The organism is Anaerocolumna sedimenticola, assembly GCF_009931695.1.
Lineage (GTDB): Bacteria > Bacillota > Clostridia > Lachnospirales > Lachnospiraceae > Anaerocolumna > Anaerocolumna sedimenticola.
The window spans coordinates 3,761,138-3,781,537 of the sequence record NZ_CP048000.1 but is presented as its reverse complement, the minus strand read 5'-3'; the positions used below and the strand labels follow the sequence as shown (position 1 = coordinate 3,781,537).

At 35.2% G+C, this 20,400-nt stretch carries 16 protein-coding genes; 4 read left to right on the top strand and 12 right to left on the bottom strand.

Annotated elements, in window-relative coordinates; all coding sequences use genetic code 11:
• Positions 1–17: 17 nt before the first annotated feature.
• The 12 genes from mutS to Ana3638_RS16710 all read right to left on the bottom strand — a co-directional run bounded on the left by mutS (position 18) and on the right by Ana3638_RS16710 (position 15,602).
• Positions 18–2,714 carry a DNA mismatch repair protein MutS gene (gene mutS / locus Ana3638_RS16765; protein WP_161839062.1) on the bottom strand — a complete coding sequence of 899 codons (2,697 nt, stop codon included), beginning with the start codon at positions 2,712–2,714 and terminating at the stop codon, positions 18–20.
• 211 nt (positions 2,715–2,925) lie between these two features.
• Entirely contained in the window at positions 2,926–3,399 is a 474-nt protein-coding gene (gene rnhA / locus Ana3638_RS16760; RefSeq protein ID WP_161839061.1) for a ribonuclease HI, read from the bottom strand.
• Between the two features lie 168 nt (positions 3,400–3,567).
• Complete coding sequence (locus Ana3638_RS16755; protein ID WP_161839060.1) at positions 3,568–4,185, bottom strand: hypothetical protein; 618 nt, start codon at positions 4,183–4,185, stop codon at positions 3,568–3,570.
• A 27-nt stretch (positions 4,186–4,212) separates the two neighbouring features.
• Positions 4,213–4,671, bottom strand: a complete 459-nt coding sequence (locus Ana3638_RS16750) for a hypothetical protein (RefSeq protein ID WP_161839059.1) — start codon at positions 4,669–4,671, stop codon at positions 4,213–4,215.
• Between the two features lie 207 nt (positions 4,672–4,878).
• On the bottom strand, positions 4,879–5,748 hold the full coding sequence (locus Ana3638_RS16745) for a metallophosphoesterase (protein ID WP_161839058.1): 870 nt from the start codon (positions 5,746–5,748) through the stop codon (positions 4,879–4,881).
• Between the two features lie 374 nt (positions 5,749–6,122).
• The gene (locus Ana3638_RS16740) at positions 6,123–7,796 is read right to left on the bottom strand and encodes a MutS-related protein (RefSeq protein ID WP_246240309.1); all 1,674 of its coding nucleotides are present in this window, start codon (positions 7,794–7,796) and stop codon (positions 6,123–6,125) included.
• Between the two features lie 301 nt (positions 7,797–8,097).
• On the bottom strand, positions 8,098–9,150 hold the full coding sequence (locus Ana3638_RS16735; protein WP_161839056.1) for a C40 family peptidase: 1,053 nt from the start codon (positions 9,148–9,150) through the stop codon (positions 8,098–8,100).
• A gap of 395 nt (positions 9,151–9,545) precedes the next feature.
• Positions 9,546–11,054 (bottom strand): stage IV sporulation protein A, encoded by a 1,509-nt coding sequence (gene spoIVA, locus Ana3638_RS16730; protein ID WP_161839055.1) that lies wholly within the window; start codon positions 11,052–11,054, stop codon positions 9,546–9,548.
• 244 nt (positions 11,055–11,298) lie between these two features.
• Positions 11,299–12,312: an NAD(P)H-dependent glycerol-3-phosphate dehydrogenase gene (locus Ana3638_RS16725; protein WP_161839054.1), complete on the bottom strand. Its 1,014-nt coding sequence runs from the start codon at positions 12,310–12,312 to the stop codon at positions 11,299–11,301.
• Between the two features lie 12 nt (positions 12,313–12,324).
• Positions 12,325–12,945, bottom strand: a complete 621-nt coding sequence (gene plsY / locus Ana3638_RS16720) for a glycerol-3-phosphate 1-O-acyltransferase PlsY (protein WP_161839053.1) — start codon at positions 12,943–12,945, stop codon at positions 12,325–12,327.
• A 1-nt stretch (position 12,946) separates the two neighbouring features.
• Entirely contained in the window at positions 12,947–14,272 is a 1,326-nt protein-coding gene (gene der, locus Ana3638_RS16715) for a ribosome biogenesis GTPase Der (RefSeq protein ID WP_161839052.1), read from the bottom strand.
• 19 nt (positions 14,273–14,291) lie between these two features.
• Complete coding sequence (locus Ana3638_RS16710; protein WP_161839051.1) at positions 14,292–15,602, bottom strand: DUF512 domain-containing protein; 1,311 nt, start codon at positions 15,600–15,602, stop codon at positions 14,292–14,294.
• Positions 15,603–16,036: 434 nt separating this feature from the next.
• Between Ana3638_RS16710 and Ana3638_RS16705 the strand changes: the two genes are divergently transcribed.
• From Ana3638_RS16705 to Ana3638_RS16690, 4 genes are all read left to right on the top strand, one after another.
• Complete coding sequence (locus tag Ana3638_RS16705; RefSeq protein WP_161839050.1) at positions 16,037–16,417, top strand: GNAT family N-acetyltransferase; 381 nt, start codon at positions 16,037–16,039, stop codon at positions 16,415–16,417.
• 160 nt (positions 16,418–16,577) lie between these two features.
• Positions 16,578–17,591, top strand: a complete 1,014-nt coding sequence (rfbB, locus tag Ana3638_RS16700; RefSeq protein WP_161839049.1) for a dTDP-glucose 4,6-dehydratase — start codon at positions 16,578–16,580, stop codon at positions 17,589–17,591.
• 55 nt (positions 17,592–17,646) lie between these two features.
• Positions 17,647–18,834 (top strand): MerR family transcriptional regulator, encoded by a 1,188-nt coding sequence (locus tag Ana3638_RS16695; protein WP_161839048.1) that lies wholly within the window; start codon positions 17,647–17,649, stop codon positions 18,832–18,834.
• Positions 18,835–19,086: 252 nt separating this feature from the next.
• Positions 19,087–20,262 carry a ribose-phosphate pyrophosphokinase gene (locus tag Ana3638_RS16690; protein WP_161839047.1) on the top strand — a complete coding sequence of 392 codons (1,176 nt, stop codon included), beginning with the start codon at positions 19,087–19,089 and terminating at the stop codon, positions 20,260–20,262.
• The last annotated feature ends 138 nt before the right edge of the window (positions 20,263–20,400 follow it).

The following is a 20,400-nucleotide window of genomic DNA, read 5'->3' as shown; positions in this document are numbered from 1 at the left end:
AAGTTTAACCTCCTGTATTACAGACGCTTTTTGACCTTTTGCTGCATTTGGTATAACTTATTCATTGCTTCCATGGGAGTAAGAACATTCATATCCAATTCTTTTAACTCCATAATAATATCATCGTTTGAGCTCAAATCAAATAGGGACATCTGATCCGGTATTTCCCCATGGCGCTTTTTTGTTTTTACTGTTAGATCCGAAACACTTTGCTCTCTTAAAGTAATATCTTCATTGTCTTTCATAATGGATTTTTTATCCACATGAATAGCTCTGGCTTTTTCTGCTATATCATTTTTACTTAATTCATCCACGATTTCAAAAGCCCGCTTTAATACACTGTCCGGTACACCGGCTAATTTTGCTACCTGAATACCATAACTTTTATCTGCTCCGCCCTTAATGATTTTACGCAGAAAAATAATATCTTCGCCATGTTCCTTTACGGCGATACAATAGTTATTTACACTGTCAAGTTTCCCCTCTAATTCAGTTAGTTCATGGTAATGGGTAGCAAACAGTGTTTTGGCACCCAGTAATTTAGGATTACTGATATGTTCCACCACAGCCCATGCAATACTTAATCCATCAAAGGTGCTGGTACCTCTTCCGATTTCATCTAAGATCAAAAGGCTGTTTTTGGTGGCGTTGCGCAGAATATTTGCCACTTCCGTCATCTCAACCATAAACGTACTTTGACCGGAAGCTAAATCATCGGAAGCACCTACTCTGGTAAAGATTCGGTCCACAATACCTATCTCTGCGTGGGACGCAGGCACGAAACTTCCGATCTGAGCCAATAAAACAATTAAAGCAGTCTGACGCATATAGGTAGATTTGCCCGCCATATTGGGTCCGGTAATAATGGAGACCCGGTTCTCTTTATTATTTAAATAGGTATCATTGGTTACAAACATATCACTTAATAACATCTGCTCAACCACAGGATGTCTTCCGTCTTTAATATCAATTACCCCATCTTCATTGATGGATGGCCTGGTAAAATTATTTCGTTCTGCAACCAGAGCCAGGGAAGCAAATACATCGATTTTAGCTATGGCTTTAGCCGTTTGTTGAATCCGGTTTACCTCATTACCAATCTTGTCCCTGATTTCACAGAAAATATCATATTCCAAAGAAAACAGCTTGTCCTCAGCCCCTAAGATTACCTCTTCCAGTTCTTTCAATTCTGTGGTGGTATACCGTTCCGCATTAGCAAGGGTCTGCTTCCTTATCCAGGTATCGGGAACCAGGTTCTGGTAGGAATTAGTAACTTCCAGATAATAACCAAACACACGGTTAAATTTAATTTTTAAATTTTTAATTCCTGTATTTTCTTTTTCTCTGGTTTCCAGTTCAGCCAGCCAGGTTTTTCCTTCCGTTTTGGCTTTCCGCAACTTATCTACTTCATCATGATAGCCGTCCTTAATAATACCGCCTTCCTTAACGGCAAGAGGCGGCTCTTCCACGATAGACTGTTCTATTAGATTAAAAATATCTTCTAATGGGTCTAATTCCGTATAAATTTGGTTTAATAATTTACCGGAAGAACCTTGAAGAAGCCCCTTAATATATGGCAGCATGGATAAAGAAGATTTAAAGGAAATTAAATCCCTGGGGCCTGCACTTTTATAACTGATACGGCTGATTAAACGTTCCAGGTCATAGATGGGATTTAAATATTCACGAATTTCTTCTCTGATAATAACAGTATTATTTAATTCAGTAATAGCGTCCAGTCTTTCATTAATTTCGTTCTTATCAATTAAAGGCTGTTCCACATAACTTCTTAATAACCTGGCACCCATCGCTGTTTTGGTTTTGTCGAGCACCCATAATAGGGAACCACGTTTTTGCTTTTCCCGTAAGGTTTCCACCAATTCCAGGTTTCTTCTGGTTGAACTGTCTAAAATCATATATTTGCTGGTGATGTAAGGAGTCAGTCTCGTTAAGTGGCTCAGGGAATTTTTCTGGGTTTCATATAAGTACTGCATGATTGCGCCTGCCGCAATCACCCCAATGGTATAATCCTTTAATCCAAGGCCGGCCAGGGAGGATACACTAAAATGTTCTTTTAATGCATTTACACATAAGTCATCATCAAAATACCAGGGTTCTAAATCAGAGATAGAAATCTGCAGCCGGTTTTTTAAATCCAGGGTATCAACTCCGCTTACAATAAAGGTACTGTTACATATAATTTCAGAGGGATTGAATTTATTAATTTCATCTAAAAGTTTCCGATCCGTATCTACTTCCGTCACATAAAAGTCACCGGTAGTTACATCTACGGTTGCGATTCCATAAGCATTTATGGTATGTACGATTCCCATTAAATAATTATTTTTACTTTCATCCAGAGCCTGGGGATTTAAATTGGTTCCGGGTGTAACAATACGAATTACCTCTCTTTTTACGATTCCTTTTGCGGCTTTGGGATCCTCCACCTGTTCACAAATAGCTACGCGATATCCCTTACTGATTAATTTACTTAAATAACTTTCTACGGCATGATAGGGTACCCCGCACATGGGAGCACGTTCCTCCTGTCCGCAATTTTTGCCGGTGAGAGTGATTTCTAATTCTTTTGAGCAGGTTAATGCATCCTCAAAAAACATTTCATAAAAATCCCCCAGGCGATAGAAAAGAATACAATCTTTATATTGATTTTTTATTTCCATATACTGCTGCATCATAGGTGTTAATTCAGCCATATTTGTTCGTCCTTCCGTATCTTCCTAATTCATGTTTTTCTTTAAAGTTTATTCGAACCCGAAGAAACATTTTTCTGGTTTCAACCGTTCCTATTCTCGTTAATTGTAGCAATTTCTTTTTAAACCTGCAGAAAAACCTACGTGTCTTTTCCGACTAACTAAGCAACTGAAATCTCTGTTCTGTTTACTTATGTGAAAAAATAACAACATCTTACAGGATAACATCATCTGCTAAATTATCTCCGTCTGCTGCAGTCGTTGCTAATACATCGCATCTTTCGTTCTGCGGATGTCCATCATGGCCTTTTACCCAAATAAACCGAACTTTATGAGGCTCTATGGCTTTTAAAAGTCTCTGCCACAGATCTATATTTTTTACCGGCTCATTTTTACCGCGTTTCCAGCCTTTTTTTATCCAGCCTTCCAGCCAATGCTCATTAAAGGCTTTGACTAAATATTGAGAATCCGAATATAAATCCACTTCACAGGGTTTTGTCAATGCTTCCAGTCCCATAATGGCCGCCATTAATTCCATACGGTTATTCGTAGTTTTCTTAAACCCGCCGGAATATTCCCTCACATGCTCCGTACCATTGGAATCTATATATACTAATATAGTTCCATATCCGCCAGGACCATCCGGATTACCTCTTGCAGACCCATCGGTAAAAATTGTTACTTTCATTTATTTCCTCCAAAATAATGCTTGTATTTTTCCAATATTCTATTCTGTTAACACATCATGTTGCAGATTCAAAAGGTTAAAATTCAAAAACATTATAACATAATTACTAATGTAATGCAAAATACTGTTCTGCTAATGAAAAAAACAGATACATTTATTAACTAAAAATCATTCCCCAATGATTAATTCCGCAGCATATGGAAGCATACGTATCCAATCACATACAACATGCCACTCATTCAGTTTATGGTTTTTTCTTGCGTGATAGATATTCGTTAGGGTTTCATAATTAAAGGTACAGGTCCTAAGCTGGTTATAGCTTGACGGTAACAGCTGAATCATATTATACCATATAGTTTTATCTTTATTTTCGTTGTATCTGATTCTTAATTTTTCCAAATAATTAATTAAACATAACAATTGTTCTTTCGATTCCGTGTTTAGTTGATCGCAGCTAAAATCATCCTGTTCAAAAGGTTTACTATGTATTTTATGCATGGTGCTGGTTGAATTTGAGACTGTTGCGACTTTGTAAGTATCAAATTCCTTCCACCAATATAAAGGAGCCGTAATATCTACGGATACCATGATCTGACGTATAAATTTCCGGTGGTCACTTCCGGCACGGCATAATTTTATAGCAAGTGCCAAATCATTTTCTCCTAATATATACGTACCATCCGCGGAATAATAACTGTCACTTTTCTCCCAGCTGTTCATAGGATTTCTTGCACCCCGTATGGAATTTTCCAAATTCATTACACTCGTTTTATCAATTTTAAGCATATAACCTCCATAATTTTCAACATTATTTTAAACCTCTATCTGATTTTCATCTTTCGTTGAAGCCATTTCCGCTATACCATATATAATGGTATGAAAAGGGACAAGGGAATCCCATATAAAACGGTTATTATCCAGTGAAGATTCTCCGCAATCTATTATCCTGGTATGTTCTCTTAAGTGTTCCAGTGTGTCAATAACCGGTTTTAATTTTTCATGGGAAATAGAATCACTAAATTCACTGATATTCTCTAAGATTGTATCAACGAAGACATGGGCGATGATCTCTATAGCCAAAGAGTGGATACTTATTTTTATGGTTTTTTTAAATATTTTTTCATAGGTTTTTAAAATGTGCTGAGATAAAAGATAAGAACCATGGGATGGTAACTCCAGAAATTTTATTAGTGCATCATCTGCTTTAATACGAACAACGCCTCCATCATATTGAATTGATATATTATTAAAATCTTTATTCCACTCTTCCATATCAAAGTTTCTCCTTTGTACTTACTAATCCATTCTTTTAATAATACCACTTATTTACTCGTAGGTAAACCCGGTATAATGAAGAAAAAAGTTATCCAAACATAGATAGGATAACCTTTTTCTTTATTCATTATTTATGTTTATAATCCATTTAGTCCGGTCTTAATATAATAGTCCTATAGCCTTACACAATCTGGAAATCCCGGTTCATTTATCCTGCTTCTTTGAATTTAAAGTCACGACAACCAATTCCGGCCTGTTAAAGATCCTAACAGGTATTACACTATTTCCTAGGCCCCTGCTCACAACCATGGATGTACTTTTTTTTAACGTTATACCATTTGTGTATTTTGGAAAAAAGCCTTGATTCGGAGCATAAAGCCCACCAACCAATGGAAGTCTGAATTGCCCGCCGTGTGCATGGCCGCAAAAAACCAAATCAATCTTATTGACAGCGTAAAGATCTATTAACTCCGGCCTATGGGATAATAAGATAGTAAATTTATCAGATATTTGATTTGATGCCGACTTTACCATTTTACCTAAATTTTCATTGATTTCTTCCATTTGTGTTAATGGAAAAGGATCGCCTAATCCCATAAGAACAATTGATTCCTTGTTTCTGGTTAACAGCATAGCTTGATTGTCCAATATATCTATTCCGGTTTCCAGTAACTGTTTGTTTAATTCTGCATATTCATCCGACCATTTTTCATGATTACCGGTCACAAAATAGACTGGAGCAATTTTTACGGCCTGTCTTATATAATCCATGGAAATATTTATATTGGTACGATGACTGTCAATTAGATCACCGGTAACAACGATAATATCCGGTTTTATTTTTTTTGTTAACTTTATCAACTTTACCTGATTCGGCCCAAATTCTTTGTTATGTAAATCAGACACTTGCAGAATTTTAAACCTTTGATAAGCTTCAGGTATTTTATCATTTGAATACTGAATACGGTTAATTGTTATGTTATTATTTTGCCAATAAAAAAACAGAATCAGTAAAGCGAATGCCGCAATTAATAAAAATAATCTATTCTTCTTAACAAATAATCTAATACTCATTTTCCCTTCCTTTCAGTATTTAATCACAATTTAACAATCTTTATTATATTATGGCTTGCCTATAAAAAAGTACAATATATAAACATCCGTATCCTTAATAAGTTTGTTTGGGTCTATATCGTTGTAACATATTATAATTATTACCTTTATTCCCAGCATTATGAAATATTCTAATGATTCTATGTAAATAAAACTCCGGATTTTTCTGTTGTAGTTGATGTTCCTTATTTCCGTTTCAGAAAATAATTTTTCAAACTGAGATATCCGGAGTTTATTTAAAAAAACTAATATTTATTTTAAATACGAATTATTTATGTGATTCTTTTGTATAATTCAGTTAATTTTATCTAATACAGGTATTCTTCTTAATTCAGTTATTTCAGTATATCCCAGATACCTTCCTCTAAGAAATGATTAGCACTGTTTGTCGCATTGTCGATTATATCCTGGGAATATCCCATAACGCCTAAAAGTTTAATTGCATTCTTTGATACAGCTCTTCCGGATAATAGTTTATAATCAAATAAAACATTATTATCAACTACCTGTTCCTGGAAGTGGTAATTTGAATAATAATTTTCAAGAATATGAGTTAATTCTATATCATGAGTTGCTGCAAAACACATGGCATTTCCCTGAGATAAACTATATAATATCTGAGAGGATGCTGCTATTCTCTCCAATGTATTCGTACCTCTTAATACTTCATCTACAAAACATAAAGTAGGGATTTTTTCATTTAGGCGGTCTAATATCCTTTTTAATGATTTAATCTCCACTATATAATAACTTTCCTTACTGAAAATACTGTCCTGTAATGCCATGGAGGAGGCTATCTGAAAAAAGCTTGCTTTATAACTTTTACTCATGGAAGTATAAATTGTTTGGGAAAGAACCGCATTAATAGCCAGGGTTTTTATAAAAGTAGATTTACCGGAAGCATTGGAACCGGTTATAAGTACACAACGGTTTTCGCCGATGGAATTGGTTACCGGATCTTCAATCATCGGATGGAAAAGTTCTGTAACATCAAGAAACGGTGCTGAATTCGTGGTAAGTTCAGGAAGGCTGTAGTAGTCAAGCATTGTTCGAAACGAGGCAACTGCAATCATACTGTCCAGGGTTCCGATGTTAACATACATTTCATTTAAGACTGCACGATTTTTTTTAAATGTATTCAGCATTGAATTAAACTTGATTAAATCTGTATGGAACAACATTCTTTCGTAGTCTAAAATCAAATCCAGGATATCACCGTTAGGATTTTTACCTGCAACTATTCTGGAACCTTTTTTAAATTTTTCAAACTGTGTACTTGCTTTTTCCAATTGATCCGTATAGGACTTTATTTCCGGGATATCCAGTTTGGTAATATCTTTTACGGAATTAAGTAATCGGATGATATAAGAACAAACACTAAAGTAAGTATCAATTTCTGCCTTACGCCTATAATACTGAATTATGTTATTGGCAACCATTACAAAGGTTAAGAACCCACCTGTAGGAGGATTAAAGAATATAAGCAGAATAGCCGCTATTAATCCACCAGCCATAAGATAATGGGGAAGACTGCTTTTTTGTTTTAAGCTGTCCAATTGATTGATATATTCATATACGGAAATATGCCTTAATTTACCCATTCCACGAAAAGCGATCTGTAGCATAATCCTTTTTTCTTCATTTTTTTGAAAAAATTCAATCAAACGATTGCGTTCCAATAATTCTGCTTCCTTAAATTTAACTTTTCGTAAAACAGAATAAAGATACTCCTCACCCATAGCACTTCCCGTATTATTAATCAACATAAAGATCTGGTCCATGTCAATATCATTCCAGGTAATATCATCAACATCCTTATTATCCTCTTTAATGGAACGGTAATAACTTGCTAGGGATTTTAATGTTTCATAGGTATACTCTTCATCCGGTATCTGGCCCCATTCTCTTTTAAATTTCTGTATTAATTTAATCCTGTTATTTTTCTTATCATAAATACCTTTCGCTATAAATGCAGCAAAAATTGCAAATCCAATAACTATAAACTCCATATTTCTCCTTACTGTATGCCTTAGCATGCCTTGCTGATGAGTTTTTTATTTTTATTCTGTATAAATATCATTCAAATTATTATAAAATTTACCGTTCATTATGTCAATGTTTTCTCACCCACATATAATATAATAATCACACGAAATGGCTTATTCTAAAAGAGATGAACTGTCACGCCCGGACGGATTACATAGCTTGCAAGCAAGCTTGCTAATTCTCACTTTGCTTTCTCGGAAATAAAAGGCGGGATGGAATTCTTTAGAATTCCATCCCGCTAATTTAAACTACTTAAATTATTACTTAATCATTAATAAATCTTACAACTTTAATCGGAGATCTGTAATACATATTCGAAATCTTAATACCCGTTCTTGGGTTACTTGCATGGATAACCTGACCATTACCAATATACATGGCAACATGGCTGATATAACTTCCACTTCCATAAAATACAAGGTCACCAGGTCTTGCATCTGATGAATTAATCGAAGATCCGGCAGAAGCCTGACCTCTGGATACTCTTGGAAGATAATAACCAAAGTGTGCATAGATTCCTCTGGTAAACCCGGAACAGTCAACTCCGTTCGTTAAGCTGTCACCGCCCCAAACATAGGGATTACCTAAAAATTGTTTTGCAAATGCAACAATATCCGCTCTTACCCCGGAAACCCCGGCCTGTAATTCTTCCACCGTTACCGCTTTCTGCAATTCATAGGATAAATCAATATATTGTCTGGCTACATACCCTTCATCACTATCAATATTAACTTTAATCCAATCGGTACTTACTTCTTCTACTTCTAATTCTTCATCTATCGGTACACTTGTAAGAACCCCGGATAATAGGCTTTCATCCGTTCTTACATTCAAGGTTTCGGTATTAACAGTAGCTATTAAGCTTCCAACTTTCTTAGCAAGTTTAACTGCTTTATCTCCCGTAATTAAATAAGATTTCATTACATATCCGGTAACCTTACCTGATTTTATCTTAGCCCAACCATCTTTGTCAACATCTAAAATGGTACAACCTGCATTCTTTGGTAGCTTTCCAATTATCTTCTCATCTTCACCAGGACCGCTTCTAATATTCAAATGGTTTTCCACATCTGCAATACCTAAATTATTATAATCATAAGCTGCAACGCTGGATTCCAGGGTAGCTATCGTTATCTCCGAAGCTGCGGCTGTATTACCAGAATTATAATAATTATCTAATGTAACAGTTATTCCTGCTATAGGTTGTTCCCCATATACAGTTTCAGCACTTGAAGTTTTAGAATTTATAGCAATTAAAACGGTTCCAGCTACACAGAGGCATGAAATCTTCAGAAACTTTGTATTTGCTTTGTTCATCGGTTTCCTCCTGCGAACATTCATTTAATATGTAATTGTAACAGGTTTATTTAAGTTGTTACAAATATATTAAATTTATTTCTAATTTATTATATCAACTGTTCACAATTTTGTCAACTATGTGTCAGAAATATTTTACAATTTTGTTAAATTGAATAAAACTTTCTTAATACTGTAAATTACAGGAAATTAAACAAGTTTTTTTATATAATGTGTAGAACAAATTTTACAAATGTTTTTTGCACTAATTTTCTTTACTCAAACCGGAAGAAACACGCCTTGCGAGTTTCTCCGGTGCGCGTTCGAATTATTGCAAGCAAGCTTGCTAATTCTCACTTTTCTTTCGCGTAAACAGAAAAAAGGCAGTCATCTTTCAGACTGCCTTACCAAAAAACTTAAATTATAATACAGATAATTCCGCCATTACTGTCATTAATAATCTTCTGCATCGTTTCCTGAAGTTTTAACTGGCTTTCATCTGTCATCTTATTTATCTTTGAGCTGATACCATCATCCACTAATTGCTGAATCGATTTTCCATAAATATTTGTTTCCCAAATACCATTCGGATTTTCGGCTGAATTCTTTTTAATATAGGCAATCAGATCATTTGCCTGCTCTTCACTTCCAACAATGGGAGCAATCTCCGTTTCAATATTGGCATTTATCATGTGGATGGATGGTGCCTTAGCTTTAATCTTTACTCCATACTTATTACCATGTTTCATAATTTCAGGCTCTTCAATCGTAATTTCATCCCTGGTTGGCGCAACTACCCCATAACCTCTGGAACGCACCTGACCGCAGGCGCTGCTTACTTTCTGATATTCATTTTTCATGTCAGCCAGTTCCCTGATTGTACTGATTAACTGATATTCGTCCTCAATCGGAACACCGATTAAATCACTTAATATTGTATAATAGTAAGTATCATCAAATTCTACATTAACTTTGACTTTACCGTTTTCCATTTCTATTTTATCAATATTAAATTTTTTAACATACTGGCTATCCGTTGTCAGATTATCCGATCTTGCATCACGTATTAAAGAGATTTTCTTTAATAACTGCTTTACTGATTCAATTAAGTCCTGTTTCAGCCAATGTTCATCAGGTAACATCTCAGCCCATTTTGGTATGTAAAAATTAATTTCGGATACTGGAAAAACAGATAATATATTCGTCATAATACGATGAATATCATCTTTTTTCAATTGTTCACAGTTAACCGGCATAACAGTCACATTATATTTTGCTGCAATATCATTTGCTAAATTTATTGTACTCTCGGAATAAGGTCTATTGGTATTCAGTAATACAATAAAAGGTTTTCTCAACCTTTTTAATTCTGCAATGGTTTTTTCTTCAGGTGGAATATAATTATCTCTTGGGAGATCTCCGAAACTGCCATCCGTTGTTACAACTATTCCAATTGTAGAATGATCATTGATAACTTTCTGGGTTCCAATTTCAGCTGCCTGGGTAAATGGTATTTCATGGTCAAACCATGGTGTTTTTACCAAACGCTCCTGCTCATTTTCAATATGGCCGGAAGCTCCTTCTACCATATAACCTACACAATCTATAAGGCGTATGTTTACTTTTGTGTTATCCCCCAGTTGTATTTCCGCTGCTTCTTTTGGTATAAACTTTGGTTCTGTAGTCATTATGGTTTTACCGGCAGCACTTTGGGGTAATTCATCTATTGCTCTTTCCTTATTATGTATATCCTGAATATTCGGAATAACCAATAGATCCATAAATCTTTTGATAAAGGTAGATTTTCCCGTCCTAACCGGCCCCACCACACCTATGTATATGTCACCGCCTGTCCTAGCCTTAATATCATTGTATACGTCGTATATCTGATTTGATAAGTCAAGTGACGAAAATTGCTCTAACATATGCCATCCTCCTTTCGGTTCTAATTAAGCATATGCAAGAGCAATCTTATTTATTCATGTCTTTGTTCTATATTATTGTTTATATATTTTACTTACTATTCACTTAAGATAAAATAATCATATCAATATAACTTTTTAATAATTACTGCCAATGCAATTTATGGAATGACATAGTCTATTTAAATAAGAAGCTCTTATATTCCAGTCATTTATATAGGTCAGTAAAATATATTACATTAGTCAATTACTTATTCCATTTTAATTCACTATATTCTCTTCTTTTATCTCGGAGCAGCAAATCGGCAACTGCTTCTTCCGCAGATTTATTCTCAAATAATACCAAATTGATCTGTTCTACAATAGGCATTTCCACGTTATATTTTTTCGCCAGGGCTAGAGCTGCTTTTGCAGAATAAACACCTTCTACTACCTGCTTTACTTCTGCCATAGCTTCATCCATGGTATATCCTTTTCCGATGAGATAACCGGCATTACGGTTACGGCTATGCTTACTGGTACAGGTTACGAATAAATCTCCGACACCGGATAAACCGGCAAAGGTTTCAATCTTCCCGCCCATGGCAATTCCCAGGCGGCTAATTTCTGCAATACCCCTTGTCATTAGCGCTGCTTTAGTGTTATCGCCAAAACCTAAACCATCTGCTACACCTGCTGCCAGAGCGATAACATTTTTAATGGAACCGCCTAATTCAATGCCAATTACATCCGGACTGGTATAAACACGGAAGCGTTCACTCATAAATACGTCCTGAATAAAATAAGCAGTAGCTTTAGAATCAGCTCCAACTACACAGGTTGTAGGAATTCCCCTGCTTACTTCTTCCGCATGGCTTGGACCTGACATAACTGCCACATCCGCATTATTCAATTCTTCTTTTAATATATCTGTTAAAGTATCAAGTGTTGATTCTTCAATACCTTTTCCAACATTAACAACGATTTGATTTTCTCTAATAAACGGTCTTGCCATTTTAGCTGTTTTTCTTACATATGGAGAGGCTACCGCAAATACAATTAAGTCTTTATCCTTACAGGAACTTTCCAAATCATCGGAAATAATTACAGAATCCGGGAGTTTCACACCGGGAAGTTTATCCTTTAGTTCCCTATCGTTCTTTAGGAGTTCCACTTCCGCCGGCAACGCAGACCAAAGTGTAACCTCATGTCCGTTATTTCCTAATAATATTGCTATAGCAGTTCCCCAAGCTCCAGCGCCTAAAATGCTTACCTTTGCCATTTATTTGCCTCCTTATTTTTCAATCTTTACCTTTTGTCCGATTTTATTTTCTGTTCCGTTTATAAGTCTTTTCATATTGGAACGATGTTTTATAAAAGCTGATACCGTAAATATCAGGCTGACAATAAGCATATGTAAGTTACCTGAGTACATAATTACTATCCATACCGGGAACAGAAGGGATATCATTAAGGACCCAAGTGATACATATCTTGTCAGAACAACAACTATTAGAAATAAAACAAGTGCAGCTATACCAAGGCGCCAATCAAAAGCAAACATAACGCCTCCCGTTGCCGCTATTCCCTTTCCACCTTTAAACTTAAGCCAAAACGGAAAATTATGACCTAATACAACTCCTAGTCCCGCATAAAGGGGTAAGAGCTGTCCATAACTGTCATTCTGCATCATAAAACGAACCAGTAAAACAGGAATAATTGCTTTAATAGCATCACCTAAAAAAGTCAAAAATCCCGCTCTCCAACCCAAGGTTCTGAGGGCATTGGTTGTACCGGCATTACCGCTGCCGTAATTTCTGATATCAATATTATTTGCCTTACCGATAACATAAGCGGTTGAGAAGCATCCAAAACCATATCCAATGATTAAGCAAATCAATATTTTAAGTAGCATATTATTCTTTTTCCTTTCGCTCCCTGATAAAAAACTTAAGTGATGTTCCTTTAAAACCAAAGGCTTCCCTGATTTTATTTTCTATATACCTGGTATAGGAAAAATGCATCAGAGATTTATCATTAACAAAAATAACAAATGTCGGAGGCTTTACGGAAACCTGGGTGATATAATAAAGTTTTAAACGTTTTCCTTTATCGGAAGGCGGCTGCTGCAGCGCAACTGCTTCTGTCATAATTTCATTTAACACACCGGTAGCGACACGTAAATTCTGATTTTGGATAACCTGTTCGATTAAATCAAATAATTTAGGCATTCTTTGACCGGTCAGGGCTGAAATAAATATCATCTCGGCATATGGCATGTAAGATAGGGTTTCTTTTATCTTGGCTGTGTACTGATAAATTGTTTTATCATTTTTTTCAATGGCATCCCATTTATTGACAGCTATTATAATACCTTTTCCGCGTTCATGGGCAATTCCGGCAATTTTAGCATCCTGCTCCGTAACTCCCTCTTTGGCATCAACTACAAGGACAACCACATCCGCACGTTCAACGGCCGATACGGTTCTGACAATACTAAACCGCTCAATATCTTCCTTGATTTTACTTTTTCTGCGAAGTCCTGCCGTATCAATAAATATATACTCCTTGCCATGGTATTTTACGGTTGTATCGATTGCATCCCTGGTAGTACCGGCAATATCCGAAACAATAACCCGTTCCTCACCGATTAATTTATTGATGATGGAGGATTTACCTACATTTGGTTTGCCGACTATGGCAATTCTCGGCCTTTCATCTTCCTCTTCTGCCATATCTTCCGGACGGAAATGTTTAATCACTTCATCCAGCATATCTCCCAAACCCAGTCTTGAGGCTGCGGATATTGGCATTGGATCTCCAATTCCTAAATTGTAAAATTCATATACATCCGGCATTAATTTTTCAAAGCTGTCTACTTTATTTACGACTAAAACAATTGGTTTCGTAGAACGTCTTAACATATCCGCTACTTTAAAATCATCATCTACCAGACCTTGTCTTACATCTACAATAAACATAATTACATCTGCGGTATCAATGGCAATTTCCGCCTGCTGTCTCATATAGGAAAGTAATACATCATTACTCTCCGGTTCAATACCACCGGTATCTATCATGGTAAATCGCTTATCCAGCCAGGTCACATCCGCATAGATGCGGTCTCTTGTGACACCCGGTACATCCTGGACTATGGCAATTCTCTCTCCTGCAAGAACATTAAATAAAGTTGACTTTCCTACATTAGGCCTGCCAACAATTGCTACTATCGGTTTACTCATATTATTTTCTCCTTATGTCTTAATTCACTATAGCATTGATTAAGGACTTTCCGTCTGATTGTACAATACGGATTTCAGTTTGTAAAGTATTTTTCAAATCATCAACGGTAATATCATCCAATAATACATTTTCGCCGTTACGTAACAGTACGTCAGGTAATATCAGATAATCCCCTAATTCTTTTCCTTTTAACTGGTCCATTATATCTTGACCTGTTAATAATCCAGCTACTGTAATATCTTCTCCAAAGAATTTATTAACAATAGTATATACGGTTATTTGAATATTAGGATATTTTTGATTTAATTGAGCCATTAAATTTTTAAGAATAGGTGCAGCAAGTATACCAGTTGCCATTGATACAGTTTTTATACGATTATCACCTTTAATCGTATCATAATAATCATTAAATTCATCCATTAAAGAGCGGACCATACCAACTCCATTTTCAATCTGTAAATAACCCTCATAATTATCAGCATCCGGAATCGGTAGTTCAGCTGTAATATACCATTCATCACTGGCATGAATAAACCTGGTTCCGTATTCTTTAACTAAAACATCCTGCCAGTGGTGAATTATAGTAAGTACTTCCAAAGCGTCTTTTTTGTTGAATTTTTCCAGATTATTTAAATTATCCCGGTATTTCGTCAGACCGACCGGAACCACAGATACACTTTGCATATGCGGAATATAAGCGGATAAGTCCCGTATAGAGCGCCTAAGCTCCTCGCCGTCATTCACTCCCTTACAGAGTACAATCTGTCCATTCATGGTAATACCGGCATCGAAAAGCTTTTTAATTTTATCCAAAGCTTCGCCTGCAAAGCGGTTATTCATCATCTCACAGCGCAGTTCTTTATTGGTAGTATGAATGGATATATTAATCGGTGATAATTTGTAAAATATAATGCGGTTTATATCCTCCTCAGACATATTTGTTAACGTAATATAATTACCCTGTAAAAAGGATAATCTTGCATCATCATCTTTAAAATATAAAGTTTCGCGCATTCCAGGAGGCATTTGATCGATAAAACAAAACATACATTTATTTCTGCAGGAACGGTAGGAATCCATTAAACCTTCTTCAAATTCGATTCCTAAATCTTCCTCATACTCTTTTTCTATTTCCAATTCCCATTCTTCGCCATCAGGCTTCCTAATGAGTAATACCAAATACTCATCATTTACAGCATAATGATAATCAAAAACATCTTCTATTTCTTTCTCATTGACGCACAGCAAACGGTCGCCGGGTTCAATTTCCATCTCCTCGGCTATACTTCCTGCTGCTACGTTCTTAATGAGATGACCTTTTCTATTCATTGTAACTCTTGTCCTCTCTAATTTTTACCTTATTAGTATAGCAGTTGTGTTAAAAATTATCAAATGAATTTTCTTTTTAATTAGGTAGTTTATACTATTTCAGACATAAAAGGGAACGCTTTACCTTATAGTTTTCAATACGGTTTCACAGTTTTACCTTTGTATTAACTATAACTTTGTGGTACTATGTGATTGATCAATAAATTCCATTAAAGGAGATTATTGCAGAAGCACCAAAGGATTTTCTCAAAGCGGTGAAGCTATCAAATGTTAATCAATTTTAAATTATACTTTATGCTTGATCCGTGTTCAAATTGATTTTACATAATTTAAAAAGAAAGGAGCGTATGGATGTATTTTGATAACAATACATCATACAAAAATAATTTATGAATATCACACTCAATCACACGATCTCAGTGAATGATTATAATATGCTTCGTAAAGCAGTTAATTGGATCACTTTGGAGGAAGAACAGGCGAGTCGTGGAATTAAAAATACTTACTATTTAGTTGCTGCTGTTGATGGTGATAAAACGGTTGGTATGGCGAGAGTTATTAGTGATGGCGGTTATGTTGTTTATATTGCGGATGTTATTGTTATACCGGAATATCAGGGTAAAGGAATTGGACGATTTATAATGGAGGATGTTATGAAATACATCTATGAAGTTATATCAAACGGAGCTCCTGTTATGGTGAACCTTATGTCCGCTTCTAACCGTGAAAGTTTCTATGAACAGTTTGGTTTTGTAAAACGTCCGACATCGGATACTGGTGCTGGTATGTTTCAGTGGGTTAATTTAGACAAATAATCCTTATAAATCTACCTCTTATCTGACTTTCATTTATTAATTTCTCATTTTAAAAATAGATTTTTTGAAATAGTTAACATATTTTTGAAATTCCCTATTGACCGTGACCTTGCGTAATCCCATATAATTACATCACAAACAAAAAAGGAGGATGTATTGAATGAAAACTTATCTTGTAACCGGAGGCGCAGGTTTTATCGGCTCAAATTTTATACTTTATTTGTATCAGACATATGGATCTGAAATCGAGGTTATTAATCTGGATCTTCTGACTTATGCAGGGAATCTTCATTATTTGAAAAAGATAGAGGGTTATCCCACCTATCACTTTATAGAAGGTGATATCTGTGATACTAAGCTTGTGGAGAATATTATGAAAACCTATGACGTTGACTATATCGTTCATTTTGCTGCCGAATCCCATGTGGACCGAAGTATCAAAGAAATCGATGTGTTTGCTCAAACCAATATAATGGGGACAATAAATTTATTAAATTGTGCGAAGAAATCATGGGAACTTGATAGCGGGTTTAAAACCGGCAAAAAATTCTTATATATCTCTACCGATGAGGTCTATGGTGAATTAGGCGCAAAAGGGTATTTTACGGAAGAATCACCGATCGCACCAAGAAACCCTTATTCTGTAAGCAAAGCAAGCGGAGATATGATGACTAAAGCTTTTTTCGAAACCTATGGTTTCCCGTCTGTCAGGACACGATGTTCTAATAACTTCGGCCCACACCAGTATTATGAAAAATTAATACCTTTATTTATTAAGAACAGCATACAAAATAAAAAGCTGCCTGTGTATGGGGATGGCAGTGCGGTTCGTGACTGGATCTATGTTTATGATCATTGCTGCGCCATTGATTTAGTTCTTCAAAACGGCAAGCCGGGTAACGTCTACAATATCGGCAGTCACAATGAAAAAGCAACCTTAGAAATTGCTAAGACCATTATTGAAATTTTAAAGAATGAATTTAATATTAAAATTCCCGAGGATAGTATTACTTTTGTCGAAGACCGGAAAGGCCATGACCGCAGATATGCAATTGATTTCTCCAAAATAAGTATGGAATTAGGTTGGAAACCGAGTAAAACCTTTGACGAAGGTCTAAAAGAAACCATAAAATGGTATGTGAATAATATGGATACTGTAAAAGATTACTCTTAATTTCGGAATCCTTTATCAAAGAACAGAAAATTACGAAAGGTCAGACCGCCTATATATGAAAGATAATATGTATTATTCTACCGGAGAGTTTGCTAAAAGAGCAAAAGTAACCATCCGCACAATTCGTTATTATGATAAACAAGGTATATTAAAACCCAGTTTTATAAATGAATCAGGGTACCGGTATTATACAGATTCCGATTTTGGTAGACTGCAAAAAATATTATCCTTAAAATATCTGGGGTTTTCCTTAGTTGAAATTATGGATATTACCAGAAATGATAACAATCAGAACTATGTTAAGCAATCATTTCAATTACAGCTAAAACTGGTACAAAGGAAAATCGAAGAGCTTCAACTAGTCGAGCAATCCATAAAAGATACATCTAAACTTTTTGATGAACACCAGACTGTTGATTGGAACAAAGTAATTGATCTGATACACATAACCAATATGGAAAAGGATTTGATTAAACAATATAAAAATTCTGTTAATGTTGATATCCGTATAAGCCTGCATAAAAATTACTCAGTTAATCCTATTGGCTGGTTTCAATGGATTTTCTCAAAATTAGACTTAAAACCTCAAGAGAATATTCTGGAGATAGGATGCGGGAATGGTGAACTTTGGAGGGTTAACAAAGAGTTCATTCCAGAAGGTTGCTCTCTCCTGCTGTCCGATATTTCAGTAGGAATGATTGGCGATGCAAAAAAGAATCTTGTCAATTATGGAGAAAATATAAGCTTTCAGGTTTTTGACTGCCATGAGATTCCTGCCCCGGATAACTCCTTTGATTATGTTATCGGCAACCACATGGTGTTCTATCTGAAAGACCGTGAAAAAGCTTTTCGTGAAATCACCAGAGTTTTAAAAAAGGATCGTTACTTTTACTGCAGTACCTATGGGAAAGATCATATGAAAGAAATTGAACAGCTGGTCAAAGAATTTGATTCCAGGATCGCACTTTCTGAAATCAATTTATATGAAATCTTTGGTTTGGAAAATGGTAAAGAAGAACTTGGCAGATATTTTAGTGACGTAGAAGAACTAGATTATAATGATTATCTTATCGTTGATACTGAACAGGCACTGATTGATTATATTTTATCCTGTCATGGGAATCAGCAGGAGTATCTAATAGACAGATATACGGAATTTAGGGATTTTATAAAGAAAAAGCTGCAAAAGACAGGTAATCTAAAAATAACCAAAAAGGCAGGCATATTTCGTTGCAGAAAGTAATTGAATTACTTAAAACTTTCTTGAATTAATAATTAGGGAGCGTTCAAGTTTGGATATTTTAAACGGATGCTCCTTAATGTTATCCGAACTTTGACAAAGGTTTAACATTAACAAAAAAATAAATGAACTACTTCTCTAAGAATGTAAAAAGTACATTTATTAAATTTATTTTATATATTACTTTGTTCTTTATTGACGAATGGATTTTGGAGTGTTATAAATAGTATGATAATGATTTCTTTGGAGGCTTTTATGACAACCACGAATAATATAGAAACAATTCCCGTAGCACCTTTAAAAATAATGTCATTGGATGGTTTTCGTCCTCTGGCGGAAAAAATAAATTCCCTGATTGTAAAAGCAAGACATGACCAAGCTCTGGAATATACAAATTTACCCGCTTTTTTAGGTTATGAAGCCGATACTTATTTAGTGGATGCCGAATGTCCGAGATTTAATTCAGGAGAAGCGAAAGGTATCATCCGTGAATCCATTCATGGAACAGATTTATATATTTTAGCAGATGTAACAAATCACAGCATAAATTATAGTTTAGATGGTATGAACAATATGATGTCACCGGACGATCATTTTCAGGATTTAAAGCGTTTAATCGATGCCTGTAACGGAAAAGCACATCGTATCAATGTTATCATACCTTTTTTATACGAAGGCAGGCAGCATAAACGTACATACTTGGAATCTCTTGATTGTGCAACTGCCCTGCAGGAATTGGCCAAAATGGGTGTAAAAAATATAATTACATTTGATGCATTGGATCCCCGTGTACAAAATGCCATACCCATTAAAGGATTCGATAATTTTTATACCTCATATCAGTTTATCCAGTCTTTATTGGCTACGGAAAAAGGATTAAAATTAGACAGCGATCATTTAATGATTATCAGCCCGGACGAAAGCGTTATGGCCAAAGCAATCTTTTATACTAACATATTAGGTGTGGATTTAGGTATGTTTTATAAAAGGCATGATTATACAGGCATGGAAAATAATACTTCCAGTCCTTCATCGGTATATGAGTTTTTAGGTCCCGACGTGGAAGGAAAAGATGTTTTAATCGTTGCAGATATGATTTTTACAGGAAAGAGTATCCTTGACATTGCATTAGAATTGAAGAAAAGAAAAGCTTCCAAAATATTTATTGCAGCTACCTTTGGTTTATTTGCTGAGGGTTACGCTTCATTTGATAAATTTTACGAGGATGGAATTATAAACCGTGTTTTTACTACAAATCTTACCTACTGCCCTCCTCAATTACTGGAGAAAAATTATTATACCAATGTAGATTTAAGCAGATATCTCGCACTTATCATTCATACGATCAATCACGATCAATCCGTTGACGGAATTTTAGATTCAAAAACCCGTATTCAGGATATCGTAGCAGATTATAAAAGTAATAATTAATTAAAACAAACCTCCGCCAAAATCCACTCATTTGCTTGAATAAAACAAATGAGGACAAAGGCGGAGGCTAATTTATTAGAATAATCGAATGAAAACTGAATATTAAGTGAGATGCAAAAATAAAATTATAAATTCTTA

Bases quoted from the DNA above. Each gene is read 5' to 3' on its own strand.
- mutS (WP_161839062.1), bottom strand. From the start codon at position 2,714: ATGGCTGAATTAACACCTATGATGCAGCAGTATATGGAAATAAAAAAT.
- rnhA (WP_161839061.1), bottom strand. From the start codon at position 3,399: ATGAAAGTAACAATTTTTACCGATGGGTCTGCAAGAGGTAATCCGGAT.
- Ana3638_RS16755 (WP_161839060.1), bottom strand. From the start codon at position 4,185: ATGCTTAAAATTGATAAAACGAGTGTAATGAATTTGGAAAATTCCATA.
- Ana3638_RS16750 (WP_161839059.1), bottom strand. From the start codon at position 4,671: ATGGAAGAGTGGAATAAAGATTTTAATAATATATCAATTCAATATGAT.
- Ana3638_RS16745 (WP_161839058.1), bottom strand. From the start codon at position 5,748: ATGAGTATTAGATTATTTGTTAAGAAGAATAGATTATTTTTATTAATT.
- Ana3638_RS16740 (WP_246240309.1), bottom strand. From the start codon at position 7,796: ATGGAGTTTATAGTTATTGGATTTGCAATTTTTGCTGCATTTATAGCG.
- Ana3638_RS16735 (WP_161839056.1), bottom strand. From the start codon at position 9,150: ATGAACAAAGCAAATACAAAGTTTCTGAAGATTTCATGCCTCTGTGTA.
- spoIVA (WP_161839055.1), bottom strand. From the start codon at position 11,054: ATGTTAGAGCAATTTTCGTCACTTGACTTATCAAATCAGATATACGAC.
- Ana3638_RS16725 (WP_161839054.1), bottom strand. From the start codon at position 12,312: ATGGCAAAGGTAAGCATTTTAGGCGCTGGAGCTTGGGGAACTGCTATA.
- plsY (WP_161839053.1), bottom strand. From the start codon at position 12,945: ATGCTACTTAAAATATTGATTTGCTTAATCATTGGATATGGTTTTGGA.
- der (WP_161839052.1), bottom strand. From the start codon at position 14,272: ATGAGTAAACCGATAGTAGCAATTGTTGGCAGGCCTAATGTAGGAAAG.
- Ana3638_RS16710 (WP_161839051.1), bottom strand. From the start codon at position 15,602: ATGAATAGAAAAGGTCATCTCATTAAGAACGTAGCAGCAGGAAGTATA.
- Ana3638_RS16705 (WP_161839050.1), top strand. From the start codon at position 16,037: ATGCTTCGTAAAGCAGTTAATTGGATCACTTTGGAGGAAGAACAGGCG.
- rfbB (WP_161839049.1), top strand. From the start codon at position 16,578: ATGAAAACTTATCTTGTAACCGGAGGCGCAGGTTTTATCGGCTCAAAT.
- Ana3638_RS16695 (WP_161839048.1), top strand. From the start codon at position 17,647: ATGAAAGATAATATGTATTATTCTACCGGAGAGTTTGCTAAAAGAGCA.
- Ana3638_RS16690 (WP_161839047.1), top strand. From the start codon at position 19,087: ATGACAACCACGAATAATATAGAAACAATTCCCGTAGCACCTTTAAAA.